This is a genomic window from Mycobacterium sp. (assembly GCF_049683355.1).
Taxonomy (GTDB): Bacteria; Actinomycetota; Actinomycetes; order Mycobacteriales; family Mycobacteriaceae; genus Mycobacterium.
Map to the genome: position 1 here is coordinate 1 of NZ_JBAUJB010000379.1, position 16,170 is coordinate 16,170.

The 16,170-nt window shown below is 67.5% G+C and carries 14 protein-coding genes and 3 pseudogenes; 8 read left to right on the top strand and 9 right to left on the bottom strand.

Features of this window, described 5'->3' with window-relative positions:
* Positions 1 to 240, bottom strand: a pseudogene (locus WA944_RS21690) (dienelactone hydrolase family protein); the annotation flags it as partial.
* A gap of 115 nt (positions 241 to 355) precedes the next feature.
* On the opposite strand from WA944_RS21690, the pseudogene WA944_RS21695 reads away from it, so the two are divergent.
* A pseudogene (locus WA944_RS21695) lies at positions 356 to 1,860 on the top strand (hypothetical protein).
* Positions 1,850 to 2,325, top strand: a pseudogene (locus WA944_RS21700) (nuclear transport factor 2 family protein). The pseudogenes WA944_RS21695 and WA944_RS21700 overlap by 11 nt, the downstream one beginning before the upstream one ends.
* A 9-nt stretch (positions 2,326 to 2,334) precedes the next feature.
* Here the strand turns inward: WA944_RS21700 and WA944_RS21705 are convergent.
* From WA944_RS21705 to bfr, 5 genes are all read right to left on the bottom strand, one after another.
* Complete coding sequence (locus WA944_RS21705; RefSeq protein ID WP_526369916.1) at positions 2,335 to 3,441, bottom strand: amidohydrolase family protein; 1,107 nt, start codon at positions 3,439 to 3,441, stop codon at positions 2,335 to 2,337.
* Positions 3,442 to 4,803, bottom strand: coding sequence for a type I glutamate--ammonia ligase (locus tag WA944_RS21710; protein ID WP_526609651.1), 1,362 nt, complete (start codon positions 4,801 to 4,803; stop codon positions 3,442 to 3,444).
* 21 nt (positions 4,804 to 4,824) lie between these two features.
* The gene (locus tag WA944_RS21715; protein ID WP_526374308.1) at positions 4,825 to 5,307 is read right to left on the bottom strand and encodes a carboxymuconolactone decarboxylase family protein; all 483 of its coding nucleotides are present in this window, start codon (positions 5,305 to 5,307) and stop codon (positions 4,825 to 4,827) included.
* Between the two features lie 19 nt (positions 5,308 to 5,326).
* Positions 5,327 to 7,378, bottom strand: coding sequence for an MDR family MFS transporter (locus WA944_RS21720; RefSeq protein ID WP_526647331.1), 2,052 nt, complete (start codon positions 7,376 to 7,378; stop codon positions 5,327 to 5,329).
* Positions 7,379 to 7,485: 107 nt separating this feature from the next.
* Entirely contained in the window at positions 7,486 to 7,965 is a 480-nt protein-coding gene (bfr, locus tag WA944_RS21725; protein WP_163891100.1) for a bacterioferritin, read from the bottom strand.
* Positions 7,966 to 8,217: 252 nt separating this feature from the next.
* Here bfr and WA944_RS21730 point away from each other — a divergent pair, with 252 nt between their 5' ends.
* Positions 8,218 to 8,850, top strand: a complete 633-nt coding sequence (locus tag WA944_RS21730; protein WP_526374743.1) for a fatty-acid--CoA ligase — start codon at positions 8,218 to 8,220, stop codon at positions 8,848 to 8,850.
* A gap of 12 nt (positions 8,851 to 8,862) precedes the next feature.
* Entirely contained in the window at positions 8,863 to 9,060 is a 198-nt protein-coding gene (locus WA944_RS21735; RefSeq protein ID WP_526374741.1) for a (2Fe-2S)-binding protein, read from the top strand.
* 4 nt (positions 9,061 to 9,064) lie between these two features.
* Here WA944_RS21735 and WA944_RS21740 read toward each other — a convergent pair whose 3' ends face one another.
* Both WA944_RS21740 and WA944_RS21745 read right to left on the bottom strand, forming a co-directional pair.
* A complete protein-coding gene (locus WA944_RS21740) occupies positions 9,065 to 9,823 on the bottom strand; it encodes an enoyl-CoA hydratase/isomerase family protein (RefSeq protein WP_526374739.1) in 759 nt (252 codons plus the stop codon).
* The gene (locus tag WA944_RS21745; protein ID WP_526374737.1) at positions 9,820 to 10,539 is read right to left on the bottom strand and encodes an EthD domain-containing protein; all 720 of its coding nucleotides are present in this window, start codon (positions 10,537 to 10,539) and stop codon (positions 9,820 to 9,822) included. Before WA944_RS21745 ends, WA944_RS21740 begins: the two co-directional genes overlap by 4 nt.
* Before the next feature lie 32 nt (positions 10,540 to 10,571).
* On the opposite strand from WA944_RS21745, the gene WA944_RS21750 reads away from it, so the two are divergent.
* Entirely contained in the window at positions 10,572 to 12,575 is a 2,004-nt protein-coding gene (locus tag WA944_RS21750; RefSeq protein ID WP_526609631.1) for an FUSC family protein, read from the top strand.
* On the opposite strand, the gene WA944_RS21755 is transcribed toward WA944_RS21750, so the two are convergent.
* Complete coding sequence (locus tag WA944_RS21755; protein WP_526370996.1) at positions 12,547 to 13,182, bottom strand: PaaI family thioesterase; 636 nt, start codon at positions 13,180 to 13,182, stop codon at positions 12,547 to 12,549. The two genes, WA944_RS21750 and WA944_RS21755, sit on opposite strands and share 29 nt — an antisense overlap.
* 126 nt (positions 13,183 to 13,308) lie before the next feature.
* Between WA944_RS21755 and WA944_RS21760 the strand changes: the two genes are divergently transcribed.
* From WA944_RS21760 to WA944_RS21770, 3 genes are read left to right on the top strand one after another with little or no spacing between them, the layout of a single operon-like run.
* Positions 13,309 to 13,980, top strand: coding sequence for a GntR family transcriptional regulator (locus WA944_RS21760; RefSeq protein ID WP_526370994.1), 672 nt, complete (start codon positions 13,309 to 13,311; stop codon positions 13,978 to 13,980).
* A 57-nt stretch (positions 13,981 to 14,037) separates the two neighbouring features.
* Positions 14,038 to 15,453, top strand: a complete 1,416-nt coding sequence (locus WA944_RS21765; protein ID WP_526647332.1) for an allophanate hydrolase — start codon at positions 14,038 to 14,040, stop codon at positions 15,451 to 15,453.
* Positions 15,450 to 16,142 carry a cysteine hydrolase family protein gene (locus WA944_RS21770; protein WP_526370990.1) on the top strand — a complete coding sequence of 231 codons (693 nt, stop codon included), beginning with the start codon at positions 15,450 to 15,452 and terminating at the stop codon, positions 16,140 to 16,142. Before WA944_RS21765 ends, WA944_RS21770 begins: the two co-directional genes overlap by 4 nt.
* Positions 16,143 to 16,170: the final 28 nt, after the last annotated feature.

The following is a 16,170-nucleotide window of genomic DNA, read 5'->3' on the forward strand; positions in this document are numbered from 1 at the left end:
GTCCATGCCGGGCGGCGTAGCGGCCGCGCCGGCCGGAGGCCTGTCCGGCGGGACGGTGTCCGACCCCGCCGGCGGGTCTGTGCCCTGCTGGCTCTCGCCGCAGGCCGCGATCAGTGCCGTGGCGGCGGCGGTGCCGACACCGAGCAACGCCAACCGGCGCAACGCATCGCGGCGCGACATCAGACCGTCGACGTGGTCGGTGGCGATCTCCTCGGCGATGTAGCGCTGCAGTGGCGTCACCTGACCGATTATGCGCCGGACGGCGTCGCCGCAGTTCAGATCGGACAGTAGACACTCGAGAAAATCTGTTCACGATTTCGTTGACACCCGCCTGCGCGGGCTGTTCCATGGGGCGGTGAGCTACGACACGATCATCCGCAACGGCCGGTGGTTCGATGGCACCGGAGCGCCGTCGGCGGTGCGCACCATCGGCATCCGCGACGGGCATGTTGCCGCCGTCACCGCCGACCACCTCGACGAGACCGGTTGCCCCCAGGTGATCGACGCCACCGGGAAATGGGTGCTGCCCGGGATGCTCGACATCCACACGCACTACGACGTCGAAGTGCCCGGCGGGCCGTCGCTGTCGGAGTCGCTGCGTCATGGCGTCACCACGGTGATGCTCGGGTCGTGTTCGTTGTCGACGGTCTACGTCGACGGATCCGACGCCGGAGACATCTTCGGCCGGGTCGAGGCCATCCCCCGCGAGTACGCCATCGACACCGTGGACCGTCACAAGACCTGGTCCGATGGCAAGGAGTACATCGCGGCTCTGGAGTCGCGCCCGCTGGGTCCCAACATCGCCGCGTTCCTCGGTCACTCCGACATGCGTGCCGCGACGATGGGTCTGGACCGCGCCACCCGCAAGGATGAGCGTCCGACCAGAGGCGAGCAGGCGCGGATGGAGGCGATGCTCGCCGAGGCGCTGGCCGCCGGCTTCGTGGGAATGTCCTCCCAGCAGCTGCTCTTCGACAAGTTGGACGGTGAGATCTGACGGTCGCGCACCCTGCCGTCGACCTACGCGAAACCGCGCGAACTGCGCCGGCTGAAGTCCCTGCTGCGCCGTTCCGGCCGAATTCTGCAGTCCGGCCCCGACATCGAGAACCCGGCGAACCTGGGATCACAGCTTCTCCAGTCGCTCGGGGTCATCCGCAATCCCCTCAAGACCAGCCTGCTGTCGGCCGCCGACGTGAAGTCCAACCCGGTCGCGGTCAAGATGCTGGGGCCCGCCGCCCGGCTGATCAACCGGCTGGGCGGGAACTTCCGCTGGCAACACCTACCGGTGCCGTTCGAGGTGTACGCCGACGGCATCGACCTCGTCATCTTCGAGGAATTCGGCGCGGGCGCGGCGGCGCTGCACTTGCGAGACGAGGTGGAGCGCGACGAGTTGCTCAAGGACGAGGCCTATCGGCGGCGGTTCCGCAAGGAGTACGAGAGCAAGTTCGGGCTGCGGGTGTGGCACCGCGACTTCTTCGACGCAGAACGCGCCGGCCGACCGTTCATGAGCATCGAGCACGCGGTGCACCGGCTCACCGGCGAGTTGGCCGACTGGTACCGCATCGACGCCGGCCATCTACGGGTCGGCGACCGCGCTGATGTCGTCGTCATCGACCCCGAACACCTCGACGAGGTGCTGGACCGTTACGCCGAAGAAGAGGTGGCGCAGTACGGCGGCTTGTCGCGGATGGTGAATCGCAACGACGACACCGTGGCTGCGGTCTTCGTCGGGGCCGGGCGGTGTTCCTCGATGGTGAGCTCACCGAACTCGTCGGAACGCGGCGCACCGGACGCTTCCTGCGCGCCGCTCACAAGGCGCCGGCCGTGGGCGCGCCGGAAAGTGTGTTGGCCCATGTCGGTTGACGAGGTCCGCGACGTCACGCCGGCGCAGGAAACGGTGTACGGCATTTGGCGGGCGCTGTCGGCGCGGGACTGGGAGGCGCTGAAGACCTACCTGGCGCCCGACTGCATCTATCTGGACATGCCGGTCGGGCCGCCCGCGGCGGCGCGCGGGCCCGACGACATCGTCAAACGACTCAAGATCGGCCTCGAGCCGCTGGCCTCCTACCAGAACTTCGGCGGCCTGATGGTCGGCGACGGTGCCGACGTCATGTACGAGCACCACGAGGAATGGCATTGGCCCACAGGCGAATCAGCGGTTCTGCAGTTCGTCACCGTGCCGTGCACCGCGTGCAGAACGGCAAAATCACGTTGTGGAAGGACTACTGGGACATGGGGGCGCTGGCCAACAATGCACCACCCACGTGGCTGGCCGACTTCGCCAAGGCGGACATGTCGTGGGTGTTCGACGCGACCGGCATCGTCTGAGCAGCACGCCTAGCCGAGTTGGTAGACCCGCCTGGCATTTTGGTGGGCGATCAGGTCGACGACCCTGACGGCGTCGGCCCGGCTCCATTCGTCGGCGTCGACGAAGCCCGTCAACGCGGCCGCCAGGCCGGCGCGCCACAACCGTGCGCCGAGGTAGTGCAGTTCCGCCGGGCCGAATCCGTCTGAGGAGTACAGGATCTTGCGGAACGGTGCCAGCTCGAGCAGCCGGCTGATGAAGTCGGCCGAGCGGGCGCCGAGGTGGTTGACGGCCAGTCCGCCGTCGAGATAGACGTTGTTGAACGCCTGGGCCAGGTAACCGGCCTCGCGCTCGTAGGGGTAGCAGTGCAGCAGCATCACCGGTGTGTCACCGCTGACCCGCAGAAAGTCGAGCAGGTGAGTGGGATTGGCGGCGTGCAGGTCGCAGTCGCGGTCGCCGAGCCCGACATGGAACTGCAGCGGCTTGCCGAGCCGCAGCGCCCGGTGCAGCCCGAAGCGCAGCAGCACCCGATCGTCGAGCCGGGTGCCGCCCTGGTCGCGCCATCGGGCTGCGGCTTCGGTGACCTCGGCGGGTGCCGGATCGGACAGATCGCCGACGAAGCCGCCGCGGTAGGCCAGTATCGACTTGGTCGCCACGGCATCGCGGGTGCGCCGCCACAGCAGGTCCTCGAACGCCGCGGCGTAGTCCCCGGGCGCGGCCGCGGCTTCTTCGGCGACCGACTCCAACCGGACCACTTCGTGTATCCGGCCGGCTCCGAGCGCGGCCATCTCGTCGAGATCGGCCACGCCGGCGGCGAATCCGGTGTCCACCAGCCAGTCGGAAACCTGGGCTGCTCGCAGGAACATTCCGGCCAGCTCGGGCTCGGACAGTCCGCTGCGGTGCCGCCAGTAAGTGTCGGCGTCCGCGTGCCGGGAGATGCCGAGCAGTGGGCTGCACCTTGCACGGACCGCGAAGCCCAGCTGGGTGTCGAAGCCGGAGTCGAAGGCCGCGAGCGGCTCGGTGTTGGCCTCGTTGAGTGCGTTCTCGAACCGGCTGCGGTCACCGGGGGTGAGCCAGCAGCCGTGCACATGATGGTCGACCAGCGGCACTGCCTCGATGTGCTCGTGCAGCGCTGTCACTCACACACTCCAAGCGAGGCGGAACCGCTCGGCGAGCTGCTCTGGCTCCAGTTCGCCGTAGTTGTCGTGTTCGTAGCGTCGCACCGCGACCACGGCGTCGACCACTTCATCGCCGAGAATGCCGCGCAGCAAGGAGGATTCGTCGAGGGTGCTGATGGTTTCCGAGTGGTTCGATGTCAGCACGCCGATGCCTGCTTCGTCACGCTGCGCCTGGGTCAGTGCCGACGGGTCGACGTTGACCTGTTCCGGCGCGATGAGTTCCCGGTTGATGCCGTCGAGCGCCAGACCGAGGATCGCCGCCGACGCAAGGTACGGATTGGCCGACGGGTCGATCACCTTCACCTCGACGTTGCCGCCGTGCGGGTTGGGCTGACCGGCGGGAAGGAAGCGCACCGCAGCCTCCCGGTTCTCGGTGCCCCAGCACCCGTATGCTCCCGACCAACTGCCGGGCTGCATGCGCAGGCCCGACAGGATGGATCCGCACAGTACGCCCTGTGCTTGTGCCAGTCCCGCGACCACGCCGGCCACCGCCGAGGCGCCCGCCGCGGTGATACCGCCGGGTCCGTCCCCTCCGGAGAACAACGGGGAATCATCGCGGGTGAGCGAAAAGTGTTGATGTGCACCAGAACCGACGCTGCCAGCGAAAGGCACCGGCGACAGGCTGGCCCGCATCCCGTACTGCCGGGCCACCCGGCCGACGATGATGCGCAGGAACGTCAGCTGGTCGGCGGCCGCGACGGGCGACTGGGGCGGCAGCGAGATCTCGAACTGGTTGGCGCCGTATTCGGGATGGAACTGTTCGATGGCCACCCCCGAGGCCGTCGCGGCGTTGGTGACGTCTCGGACGAAGCCTTCGTGTTCCAGCACCCCCGCCAGGCCGTACTGCGCCCACAGGTGTGAGGGCAGTCGCTCCCCGCCGGGGCCCACGAGCACGAACTCCATCTCATGGCCGACAAGCGCCGTCAACCCGGCCTCGGCCAACCGCGCCTCCAGCCGGGACAGCGCTCCGCGCGCGCAGTACGGATCCGGCGATCCGTCCTGGTTGAAGAACGAGCCTGGGGCCCAAGCCAATCCATCTCCGAGGATGCGGAGCGCGCCGAGATCGATGCGGATCCGCTGGTCCCCGACCACGCCGATCGCGTCGCCGAACACGATGCCGGCCTGGTCGATGGCGAACACGTGCCAGACGGGGCTGGCGCCCAGACCCGGTTCGGCGAACGCCCCCATCCTGCGCAGCGGAACGGTCTTGGCGTGGATGAGTCCGGCCGGGTTGATCACGGTACCGATCAGGGTGGCGACCCCGTCGGATTCGAGCTGCGCGATGGCAGCAGCAGCGAGCGGTTTGGCGGCCATGCCGGTCATTGTGCCGTCGAACGGCAGCACTTACAGCGTGATCTTGCAGCTTTGGCCGATGTCCAGCGTGCGCAGCATCCGGCCCATGCCGACCCACATCGCACACGAGATGGCCAGATCCGTCATCAGCTCATCGTCGAAGTGCGCCCCGGCGCGCTCCCAGAAGTCCTCGTCATCGCGCAGTCCGGTGTGGTCGGTGGCGAACCGGTGGGCGAACTCCATCGCGATGCGTTCGGCGTCGCTGTACCCGGGCCAGGTCTGCCACTCGGTGGCGTGGTCGTAGAGTTCCTCGTCCACGCTGGCGGCCTGGCCGTCGGCGTCGCGGGTGTTCTGGCAGACCACGCACTCGTTGGCATGCGCGATCACAATGCGGGCGGCCTCGCGGACCCGCAGCGGCAGCCGGCCCTTCGTGTAGACCGCCTGGCTGAACTTCGCCATCGCGGTACCGAGGTCGGGTGATTTCACGGCAAAACCCGAAACGTCATCGTCGGCGAAGTCTCCGATTCGGCTCATCAGCGAATTGTAACGTGTTTCACTTTCCGGCTGCGGTGAGTTCGGTCCGGTCGTCGTTCCAGTCGCGTTGCACCAGCAGGCGCATCGCGATCCGCTCCAGCGCTGCCTCGACGTCATCCCGGTCCGGGCGTCCCTCGAACGTCGGCGACGAGGCCAACTTCTCCACGATCCTGCTGACCAGCGCCGCGGAGGCGGCGTCGACCTGGTGGGCGCCGGACTGCGTCAACCACACCTGGTCGCCGGTGCGCAGGGCGTGACCCGAGTCGACGAGCCGGTCGAAAGTCGGCTCGAGGACCTCGACGGGAAGACGCAACCGCTCGGCGATCTCGGTCAACCGCGCGGAGCCGAAGACCTGGCTCTGCCGGTAGATCTGGATCAACGCCCACAACAACGCCACGTCGGCTTCGCAACCGTGCAACCCGGCGATGCTGCGCAGCCGGATCTCCGGCGACTGCCGCACCAGCCTGCCGACGGCTGTCTCCAGGATCTCCTCCGGCGACGCGGTCTGCGGCATTCCGAAGCCCTCACCCAGATCCACCGCGGCCCCCGTGTCGATATCCCGCAGCGGCACCTGCTTGAGGGTGAGCGACACCAGGAAGCCGATCAACGCCACCGGTGCCGCCCATAGGAACACCAACCCCAGGGAGTCGGCATAGGCCGCCACTATCGGTGCTGCCATCTGCTCGGGGAGCTCACGCAACGCCTGTGGTGACTCGGCGGCCACCGGCGGCGCACCGCCCGCGGCCAGAGCCGGCGCGATGCGGCCACCGAGGAAATTGGCGAACAGGGAACCGAAGATCGCGGCGCCGAAAGAACTTCCGATGGTGCGGAAGAACGTGACACCCGAGGTGGCGACTCCGAGGTCGGAGAAGTCGGCGGTGCTCTGCACGATGAGGATCAGCACCTGCATGCAGAGCCCGATCCCGGCACCGAGCACGAACAGGTAGAGGCTCTGCACGACCATCGGGGTGGTGGCGTCCATCGTGGACAGCAGCACGAATCCCAGCGTCATCACCGCGGTACCCACCACAGGGAAGACCTTGTACCTGCCGGTGCGGCTGACCAGGACCCCGCTGCCCATCGATGTCATCAGCAGCCCCGCCACCATGGGCAGCGTGCGCAGGCCCGACTCGGTCGCCGAGACCCCGTCGACGAACTGCATGAACGTCGGCAGGAAGGTCAGCGCCCCCAGCATGGCGAAACCGACGATGAAGGAGAGCACGCAGCACACCGTGAACACCGGGCTGGCGAACAGCCGGATCGGCAGGATCGGCTCGGCGGTGCGCAACTCCACCCGCACGAAGAGCGTCAGGGCGATCACCGAGCCGACGAACAGCCCGATGATCACCGGCGACGACCACGGATAGGTGCTGCCGCCCCAGCTGGTGGCCAGCGTCAGTCCCGAGGCGCCCACCCCGATCAGTGCGATGCCGGCGAAGTCGATGGCCGGGCGGGTGCGACCAGCCAGCGCCGGAATCGCGATGACCGCCACGACGAACACGACGACCGCGATGGGGATGTTGATCCAGAACGCCCAGCGCCAGCTCAGGTGGTCGGTGAAGTAACCGCCGAGCAGTGGCCCGATCACCGTGGTGACACCGAACACCGCACCGAGGGCACCCTGGTAGCGGCCCCGGTCACGCAGCGGGATGACCTCACCGATGAGCGCCATCGCGGTGACCATGATGGCCCCGCCACCGATCCCCTGCAGCGCACGGGACGCGACGAGCATCGTCATCGACGAGGCGATCCCGCACAGCACCGAGCCGGCGAGGAAGAACACGATCGCGGTGCCGAACACCACTTTGCGGCCGAACAGGTCACCGAGCTTCCCGACGATCGCGGTGACGATCGTCGACGCCAGCAGGTAGCTGGTGACGACCCAGGACTGGTGACCCGCGCCGCCGAGGTCGGCGACGACGGTCGGCAGCGCCGTGGCCACGATCGTCTGGTCCAGCGCAGCGAGCAGCATGCCCAGCAGGACCGCGACGAAGATGATGTTGCGACGGCGGGCACTGACCGGCGCGGCGGTGTCGCTACCCGTGACGGAGGCGGGCGTCGGTGGCGTCATGACCTGACCTTCCTGACGACCGGAGGACTCCCAGATACATCGTTAGATAACCTAGGAAAGTTACCGGACTCAGGTAGGCTTCCCCGCCGGCGGTTACCTCGAACCGCCTACTTGGGAGGTCGGGACACGCACTGAGCCGAGTACAGCTCCTCGCCGAGCTTGCCCATCAGCTCCAGCTGCGTCTCGAGGTAGTCGATGTGCAGCTCCTCATCGGCCAGGATCTTCTCGAAGAGGTTCGCCGACGTGGCGTCGCCCTTTTCCCGGCACATGACGATGCCCGGCCTGAGACGCTCGACGACCTCGTACTCGATCGCAAGGTCTGCTTCGAACTGTTCGCGCAGTGTCTGGCCCACCCTCAGGGAGAACAGCCGTTGGTAGTTGGGCAGACCATCGAGAATGAGGATGCGATCGGTGATCTCTTCGGCGTGCACCATTTCTTCGAATGATTCTTTGCGCGTGTACGCCGCCAATTCGGTGAAGCCCCAATTGTCCTGCATCTTGGAATGCAGGAAGTATTGATTGATCGCCGTGAGTTCGCTCGTCAATTGTTCGTTGAGTAATTTGAGAACATCGGGATCGCCTTGCATGACTGCTCCTAAACACCTTGATTACTGACGCGTTCGCTATCTGCACGGGCTGTGTGCGGGCACTTCCAACCTAGTGCAAAACGGTGGCCGAATGCGCGCCATTATCGCTGTGGGCGGTGTGTTTTCGGGACGCCCGGCGACCCGGGGGCGTCGTCCACGGCCAGATCAGCCCCCTGCTCTGGACTGCCTAGGCTAAGTAAGGTTAGACTCGGCTAACTGTTCAACGGCGACGAGGTCAGGCGAGGGTAACCAATGGGTGAGTACGATCTGCACTCATTCATTCTCGCGTGTGATTTCCGCGTCGACGATGTCGACCGAATGTGGGTCTGGCTCAAAAAGCACCGCGACGGGCTATCCGCGATCGGCGCGCGCCACGTCGTTCTGTATGAATCGATATGGGAACCGCGCCGAGTTCTGGTGACCATCGGAATTCGGCATTCCCATTCAATTCGTGAGGTCTTGCGATCGCCGGCGATCTCCGAATGGTTCGACATCTCGGGCGCCGATGACATTCCGCCGATCTTCGGTGGCGAGGTCGTGGAGAAGATCGACCTGGGACCCCCCACACCTGAGGACCACATCGGTCGGGTCGTGGTGGGCGTGATGTCCTCGGTCGAAGACGTGCCAACCCTGATGATCAAGGTGCACGACGGACTCGAGCGGTTCGCCGAGGGCGGTGTCCGCAAGATCTGGGTCTACCGGGCACTGGACGACGGTCACGAGGTGCTGATCCTGCAGGAGATCGAGGACGAGGTCAGCGCGCGGCAGTGGATCGAGCATCCGGACGCCGCCGCCGAGTGGATGACCAACGCCGGCCTGGGGGCCTACCCCACCAGGTTCGTGGGCAGGTTCGCCCATCTGATGAGCGTCGGCGGGCAGGGATAGCGGGCCGCCACGATGTTCGTCTGTCTGTGCACCGGAACCACGAGCCACGTGGTCAGCGAAGTCGTGGCCAAGGGTGCGCGGACGTCCAGGGAGATCGCCGAGGCGTGTGGCGCCGGTGGCGACTGCGGTCGGTGCCGGCGCACGCTGCGGGCGATGATCGAGGCACATTTCGCGGCGGTCGACTCCGCTCAGCAGAGCATCAGCCGGTAGCGGATCAGGCCTTGCCCTGCCCGGTGAATTCCGCCAGGGCAGCGGCGTTGGTCGCACCGCCGAGCAGCTCCATGAACTGCGCGTTCTCCAGATCGGTGGCCGCGGCTATTCCGGGGCGGTAGGGGGCGACCATGGTCTGCTTGACCGCCACCAGGCTCGGGATCGAGCGGGACGCCAGGATCTCGGCGTGCCTTCGCGCCTCCGGCAGCAGCTCGTCCGGCTCGCACACCTTCCACGCGATACCCATCCGATGGGCTTCGGCCGCGTCGACCCACTCCGACGACAGCAGCAACCACGCCGCGTTGTGTCTGCCGATCAGCTGCGGCAGCAGGTAGGACGAGGCCGCCTCCGGCGCGACCCCGAGGCTGGTGAACGGGCACTTCAACCGGGCGGTCGAGGACATGAACACCAGATCGGCGTAGCCCAGGATCGTCGTACCGATGCCGAGACCCACCCCGTTGACTGCACAGATCAGCGGCTTCGGCAGTTCGGTGAGCGCGCTGATCATCGTGGAGAAATGACTGCCCTGCGAACTCAGCGAGGAATCCGCGATGCGGGCCGCCATCTCCTTGAGGTCGTTGCCCGCGCTGAACGCGCGGCCCGCTCCGGTGAGCAGCACCACCGCGACGTCCGGGTCATCGGCGGCATCACGCAGTGCGGTCGCCGTCGCGAGGTAGAGCTCCTCGTTGAACGCGTTGAGGGCCTCGGGCCGGTCCAGGATCAGGGTGCGGACCCGGTTGTCGTCGCTGATCTGCAGAGTCACCGCGACAGCGTATCGGCCGTCGAGAAGGGGCTGCGCAGCACATAGCGGCTCGTCGGGACCGTGTCCACGTCACGGTTGGCCCCGAATGCCGACGTACTGGCCACCATTCGCGACATCCGGTCGCTGAGGTCGTCGTCGTCGGCCGCACCGAAGAACGCGTGCAGATCGGACGTGGCCTCGATCGGAAACAGTTCCTCGACGATCGCCGAGATCGGTGCGGCGCCGGCGCTGAGTGCGCGCACGACCGTGTTCTGCGTGTAGCCGAACGTCGACTGGGTGTCGATGGCCACCTGCGTGTGGTCCTGCTGCCAGCGCGACAGCCAGGTCGCTTCGTCCAACTCGGCGGGCCGGCGCAGCAGCGCCACGTTCGCGAAGCCCGGACTGCGCTCCCCGGCGACCGTGTCCGGAGGCGCCAGTGGCACCGACTCGGTCACCAGATACGCCGATACCTCGTCGCAGAGAGCGGCCAAAAGCGCTGTCGCCGTGTTGATCTGCCTGCCATAGCACTGCTGGGTCCAGATGCTGACCAATGCGATCACCGGTGGATCCATCGTGGTCAGCGTCATCAGCGAATCGGTGACGACCGAGTCGCGGACATTGATCGCCAGTCCCGGCGCGCCCATGTCGAGCAGTGCCGGGCCGACTTCGGTGCGCAGGCGGGTGCACCACGCGTCGTCCCCAGGGGTCCCCCGCAAGGTGATGATGACTTTCTCCACTGGCCGAACATAGCCCGGGTCAGAATGGACAGATGCTGAAGGTCCTGACGCTGCCCGTGGTGCCGGACCTCGCTGCGGTGTTGCGCAGCCTCGTCGGAGTCCTGGCAGTGGCCCTCGTCGCGTGGAACTGGGGGCCGGTGGGCTCGGGCACTGCCGCTGCCGGTGCGGCGGCGATCGCCGGCGTCACCGCCCTGCAGGACAGTCCACGGGGACGAATCGCCCGTGTCGTCGCAGTCTCGTTGCTGATGGCCGTCGCCGTGTTGTTGGGTGGCCTGACGTCGGCGTACTCGGCGCTGTTCGTCGCCGTGATCGCGCTGTGGTGCTTCGGCGCGGCGATGCTGTGGGCACTGGGCGCCCACGCCGGCCTGATCGCGGCTGTGTCGGGTGCGCTGATGGTCATCGCTCCTCCGGTCTCGCCGACACTGTCGTCGACAGTGGGTGCCGCGGCTGTGGTGGCGGCCGCAGGCCTGCTGCAGGCGGCACTCTTCGCGGTCTGGCCGCAGCGGCGCTGGCGGGTGCAGCGCGAGGCGCTCACCAATGCCTACCGGTCCCTGGCCGCGGATGCGAGGAGGTTGGCCGACGGGGGCTCCGTCGACATTGCCGGGGTGGATACGGGCCCCCTCATCACATTGCGGGCGGCCTTCACCCAGGCCGACGGTGAGGCGGGACGACGCCCGGGTGAGCACCGCGACTGGTACGGGCTGCCCGAGCGGATCGCCACCACCCTGACCGGACTGCATGCCCGGGAAACTGGAACCGAGGTGTTCGCCGCGGCCGCTGACGCGCTGGATGCGGTAGCCGAGACGGGCCGGTCGGCCCGAGCCGCCGCCGACGATGCCATGCGCCGTCTGGACAGCGCCGCCGACGAACTGGCCGGCGCCGAAGCGGCCGAGGTGGGGCGGCTGTCCACGCAACTGCACGACGCCCTGGCGATGCGGCTGGGTGATTTCGTGCGGTCGTCGTCTGAAGGGGTGCGGCTGCGGCGGCCCGAGCTCAGGACCTCGGTGCGCGCGGCCGTCGTCCGCATCCGCTCTCACCTCGATCGGTACTCGCCGGTGTTCCGGCACTCGGTGCGGCTCGGCGTGGCCGTGGCGGTCGGCGGCGGGCTGGAGCGCTACGCGGACGTCCCCTACGGCTACTGGGTGCCCCTCACGGTGTTGCTGGTGCTGCGGCCCGAGACGGCACACACGTACACCCGCTGCGTCGGCAGGGTGGCCGGTACCGCCGCCGGCGTTGTCGTTGCGTCGACGGTGTTGTTCCTGCTCGACCCGGGTGCTGTGGTCTCGGCGGTGCTTGCGGTCGTTTTCCTCGCGCTGTCCTATGCCGCGGCGGGGTTCGGGTACCTGGCGCTCTCGGCGGCGCTGGCCGCCGCCGTCGTCTTCCTGATCAACATTGATCGCGCCGCCGAACCCGCCACCGTCGGCGAGTTGTTGACCGCCACGCTGGTCGGCGGTGCCATCGCCGTACTCGCCCACGTGTTGCTGCCCGACCATGCCCTGGCCAGGTTGGGACAGCGGGCAGGAGAGTTGCTCAAGACCGAGATCGACTATGCCGCAACGGTGATCAGAGCCTATGTGCATGAGCTCGACAACCCCGACGACGCGTTGTCCGCGGCATGGCAGCGGGCGTTTCGGGCACGCGCGGCGTTCGAATCCGCCTCCGGTGTCACCCGGATGGAGTCACGCGAACTGCGACACTGGCTGCGGTCCTATCGCACCGCGCTGAACGTCGTCACGGCTTCATGCACCACGCTGGAGGCCAACTTCCCCGGGAACCCGTCGACGGCGTGGAGTCGCGAGTTCGTGCGGGCCGTCGACGAGTACGTGGAGTCGTTGTGCGGTGATCCGCCGACGCCGGCGTCACCCTGGACCGTGGACACCGAAGAGTTGATGGCCGCCGATCAGCGGTTGCGGGACGCCGTGTCGGGACGAGGGTCCGAGGACGGCGCGGCGCGGGTTCTGGTCTCCGAGATCGGCACCATCACCCGCCACCTGTTGATGATCGCGGTCAGCCCCGGGCCCACCGCGGCTCGATGAAAACCCCTTCGGCCTCGACCGTCACCCCGTCGCCGTCGGCGAGGTGCCCCACCACGTAGGTCTTGACGCCCTCGGTGTGCGTCACCCTGGCCTCGGCGTGCATCCGTCCCAGCGGGGTGAGCCGCCGGTAGCGGACCGTGATGGTGCCGGTGAGACGGTGCCTGCCCGGTGTGCTCGCGGCGTCACCGAGCACGTGGTCGAGGATCATCGCCGAGACGCCACCGTGGACGTGCCCGGGAGGCCCCTCGAATGCGGCGCCGAGGTGAAAGTCACTGGTGACCCACTCTCCGCGGTCGTCCGTCATCCGCCGGATGGCCAGCGGCGGAGCGGTCGGGTTGCGTATGCCGATCACCGCGTTGCCCCACGGCATCGAGTCACCGTCTGCGCCGAACTGGATGCCGAACGACAGTTCGCGCTGCTTCTCGCGCAATCGTGCTGTGGCGTCGTCGATCTCGGCGACCGCAGCGGCCACCGTGTCGGCGTCGACCTCGGTACGGACGGTGGCGTCGACGAGGTCGCGCACCGATCGGGTCAGGGGTTCGTAGACGGCCCGAAGCCGCTCGACGTCTGCCGCGCTGAGGTTCTCGACGTGTGTGTAGTCCAGCACAGCACCCCTCGACTAGAACATGTTGCAGCCGGCATGTCTCCCCCGGGCCTTGCGCCGGAGCTGCCCGGTATCGCGCCGTCGCCGCTGTCGGTGCGCCGCGGGGCATTACTTCCTACGATAGGAGCGATGGCCGCGCCGAATGATGACCCGTCGCGCGTTGCGTTGCCTGCCACACTTGTCGAAGCGACGGGCCACCGACTGCGCAACGCGATCCTCAGTGGCGAGCTCGCACCCGGCGACAAGATCGTCGAGGAGCAACTGTGCGCCGACTTCGGGATAAGCAGGGCGCCGCTGCGTGAGGCGTTGCGACTGCTCGCGCAGCAGGGCCTGGTCGAACACCTCCCTCGCCGCGGCTCGCGGGTCGCCGCATGGTCGCCCACCGACATCATCCAGTTGTTCGGGCTTCGTCATGTGCTGGAGAAGCACGCCGTGGAAACCGCGTTGCCACTCCCCGACCCCGAGCACGCCCTCGAGCCGGTCCGCGCCGCACTCGAACGGATGGATGCTGCGCAGGACGCGCTGGACCGCGACGATGCACACCGGGAGTTCCATGCAGCGGTGGTGGCGCTGGCCGCCAACCGCCAGCTCGACATCGCCCTGGAACCGATCCTGCTGAAACTGCAGCTCCCCATGGCCAGAAACCTGCGCGAAGAAGCTCGTCATCGCGATTCCGGCGACGGAATCGAGCGGCACAAGGCCATTCTGTCCGCACTGGAGATGAACGACCCCACCGTTGTGGTGCAGGCGCTTCTGCACCACGGTCATCTCCACTACCTCGGTCTGGAGTCGGAGCGCTAACACAAACGACACACGGGCGACCCGAAATCGCCATCATTCTGTCGACAATCGACAGTTATGGCCGACACCTCCCATGGACCATCCATCGGGCCCTCCGTCGCGGAGATTCTCGCCTCACACGCCGGTGGCACCGGTTCGCCCGCGAAGACGGCGGCTCGGGTGGCCGACGCCATCGCTGCGCGCGTCGATGACGGCACCTGGCTGTCCACTGTGCCCCGCGATCAGCTGATCGCGACAGCCGAAGCGATCGAGCAGCGGCCAGGAGCCCGGACGCTGCCGCTGTACGGGGTCCCGTTCGGGGTCAAGGACAGCATCGACGTCGAGGGCGCGCCCACCACGCTGGCGTGCCCGGACTATTCGTATGTCGCGTCGGCCACCGCCCCTGCGGTGCAGAGGCTGCTCGATGCGGGCGCACTGTATGTGGGCAAGACGAGCCTCGACCAGTTCGCGACGGGCCTGAACGGAACCCGCACACCCCACACCGTCCCGCGCAGCGTGTACGGCGGCGAGCTGATCTCCGGCGGGTCGAGTTCCGGCTCGGCGCTGGCAGTGGCCCTGGGCCAGGTGCCGTTCGCGGTCGCCACCGACACCGCCGGATCGGGCCGGGTGCCCGCCGCGCTCAACGGAGTCGAGGGCTTCAAGCCGTCACGCGGTCTGATCAGCACGGTTGGCCTCGTCCCGGCCTGCAAGTCGCTGGACTGCCTCAGTGTCATGGCGGGTTCGATCGACGACGTCGACCGGGTGCTCGACGTCATGATCGGCCGCGACGATCGCGATCCGTGGTCCCGCGATCGCGGTCCTCGCTTTTCCGGCGGGCCGATCAGAGTGGGACTGCCGCCCGAATCCGAACTCGACTTCTTCGGTGACGACGAGATGCGCCGCGCGCACCTGGCGTTCCGTCGCAATTTTTCACGAACGGCTGCGGTCGTCGAGGTGTCACTGGAACCCTTCCTGGCTGCCGGCTCGCTGCTGTACCAAGGTCCCTGGGTCGCGGAGCGGCTCGTCGAGTTCGCTGATTTCCTCGCTGCGCAGCCGGATTCGATACATCCGGTGGTCCGGGAGATCCTCCGGAGCGGACAGGAATACACGGCGGTCGATGCGTTCGCCGCACTGCAGCGGCTGCAGGAACTCAAGGCGGTGGTCGGCCGGCTCTGGCAGCACATCGACGTACTGCTGGTGCCGACGATCGGAACCACATTCACCGTCGACGAGGTCCTGGCCGCACCCATCGACTGCAACACCGTGTTCGGGCACTACACACATTTCGGGAACCTCCTCGACCTGTTGGGCGCCGCACTGCCTCTCGGCGTGACCGCCGACGGGCGTCCGTACAGCGCCCTGCTCCTGGGCGCGGCGCTCAGCGACGACACCGTGCTCGCGCTGGCCGCGCAGATCCTCGACGAACCGCGAGCCCCGCGGGCCGCACCCCGACCGCTGTCCATCAACCCACTTGCCGCAGAGGAGCACCTGTGACACCGAGGATCGACGTAGCCGCCGAGCCGTCCCCGTTCCCGATCGTGGCCGGGAAGACCGCGCTGATCCTGATCGACATGCAGCGAGATTTCCTGTTGTCCGGTGGATTCGGCGAAAGCCTCGGCAACGATGTGGGCCGGTTGCTCGAGGTGATCCCGCCGTTGGCGGCTCTCCTCGCGGCGGCCCGCGCGGCGGGCGTCATGGTCATCCACACCAGGGAGGGCCATCAGCCCGATCTGTCGGACTGCCCGCCGGCCAAGCTCAGCCGGGGAGCGCCGTCGAAACGCATCGGCGACGCAGGCAAGTACGGCCGCATCCTGATCCGTGGCGAATACGGCCACGACATCGTCGACGAGCTGGCCCCGATCGACGGCGAGGTCGTGATCGACAAACCCGGCAAGGGTGCGTTCTACGCCACCGAGTTGTCGGAGGTCCTCGCCGGGGCGGGGATCACCCAGCTGTTGGTCACCGGGGTCACCACCGAGGTGTGTGTACACACCACCACCCGGGAGGCCAACGACCGGGGCTACGAGTGTCTGGTCGTATCCGACTGCGTGGGTTCGTATTTCCCCGAATTCCAGCGCGTAGGTCTGGAAATGATCAAAGCGCAGGGCGGCATCTTCGGTTGGGTGGCCGCCTCCCCGGAAGTCATCGCGGCATTGCGTCATCTCACCACCATCACCGTCTAAGACCGTCTAGGACCGCCTGAAAGAGGGA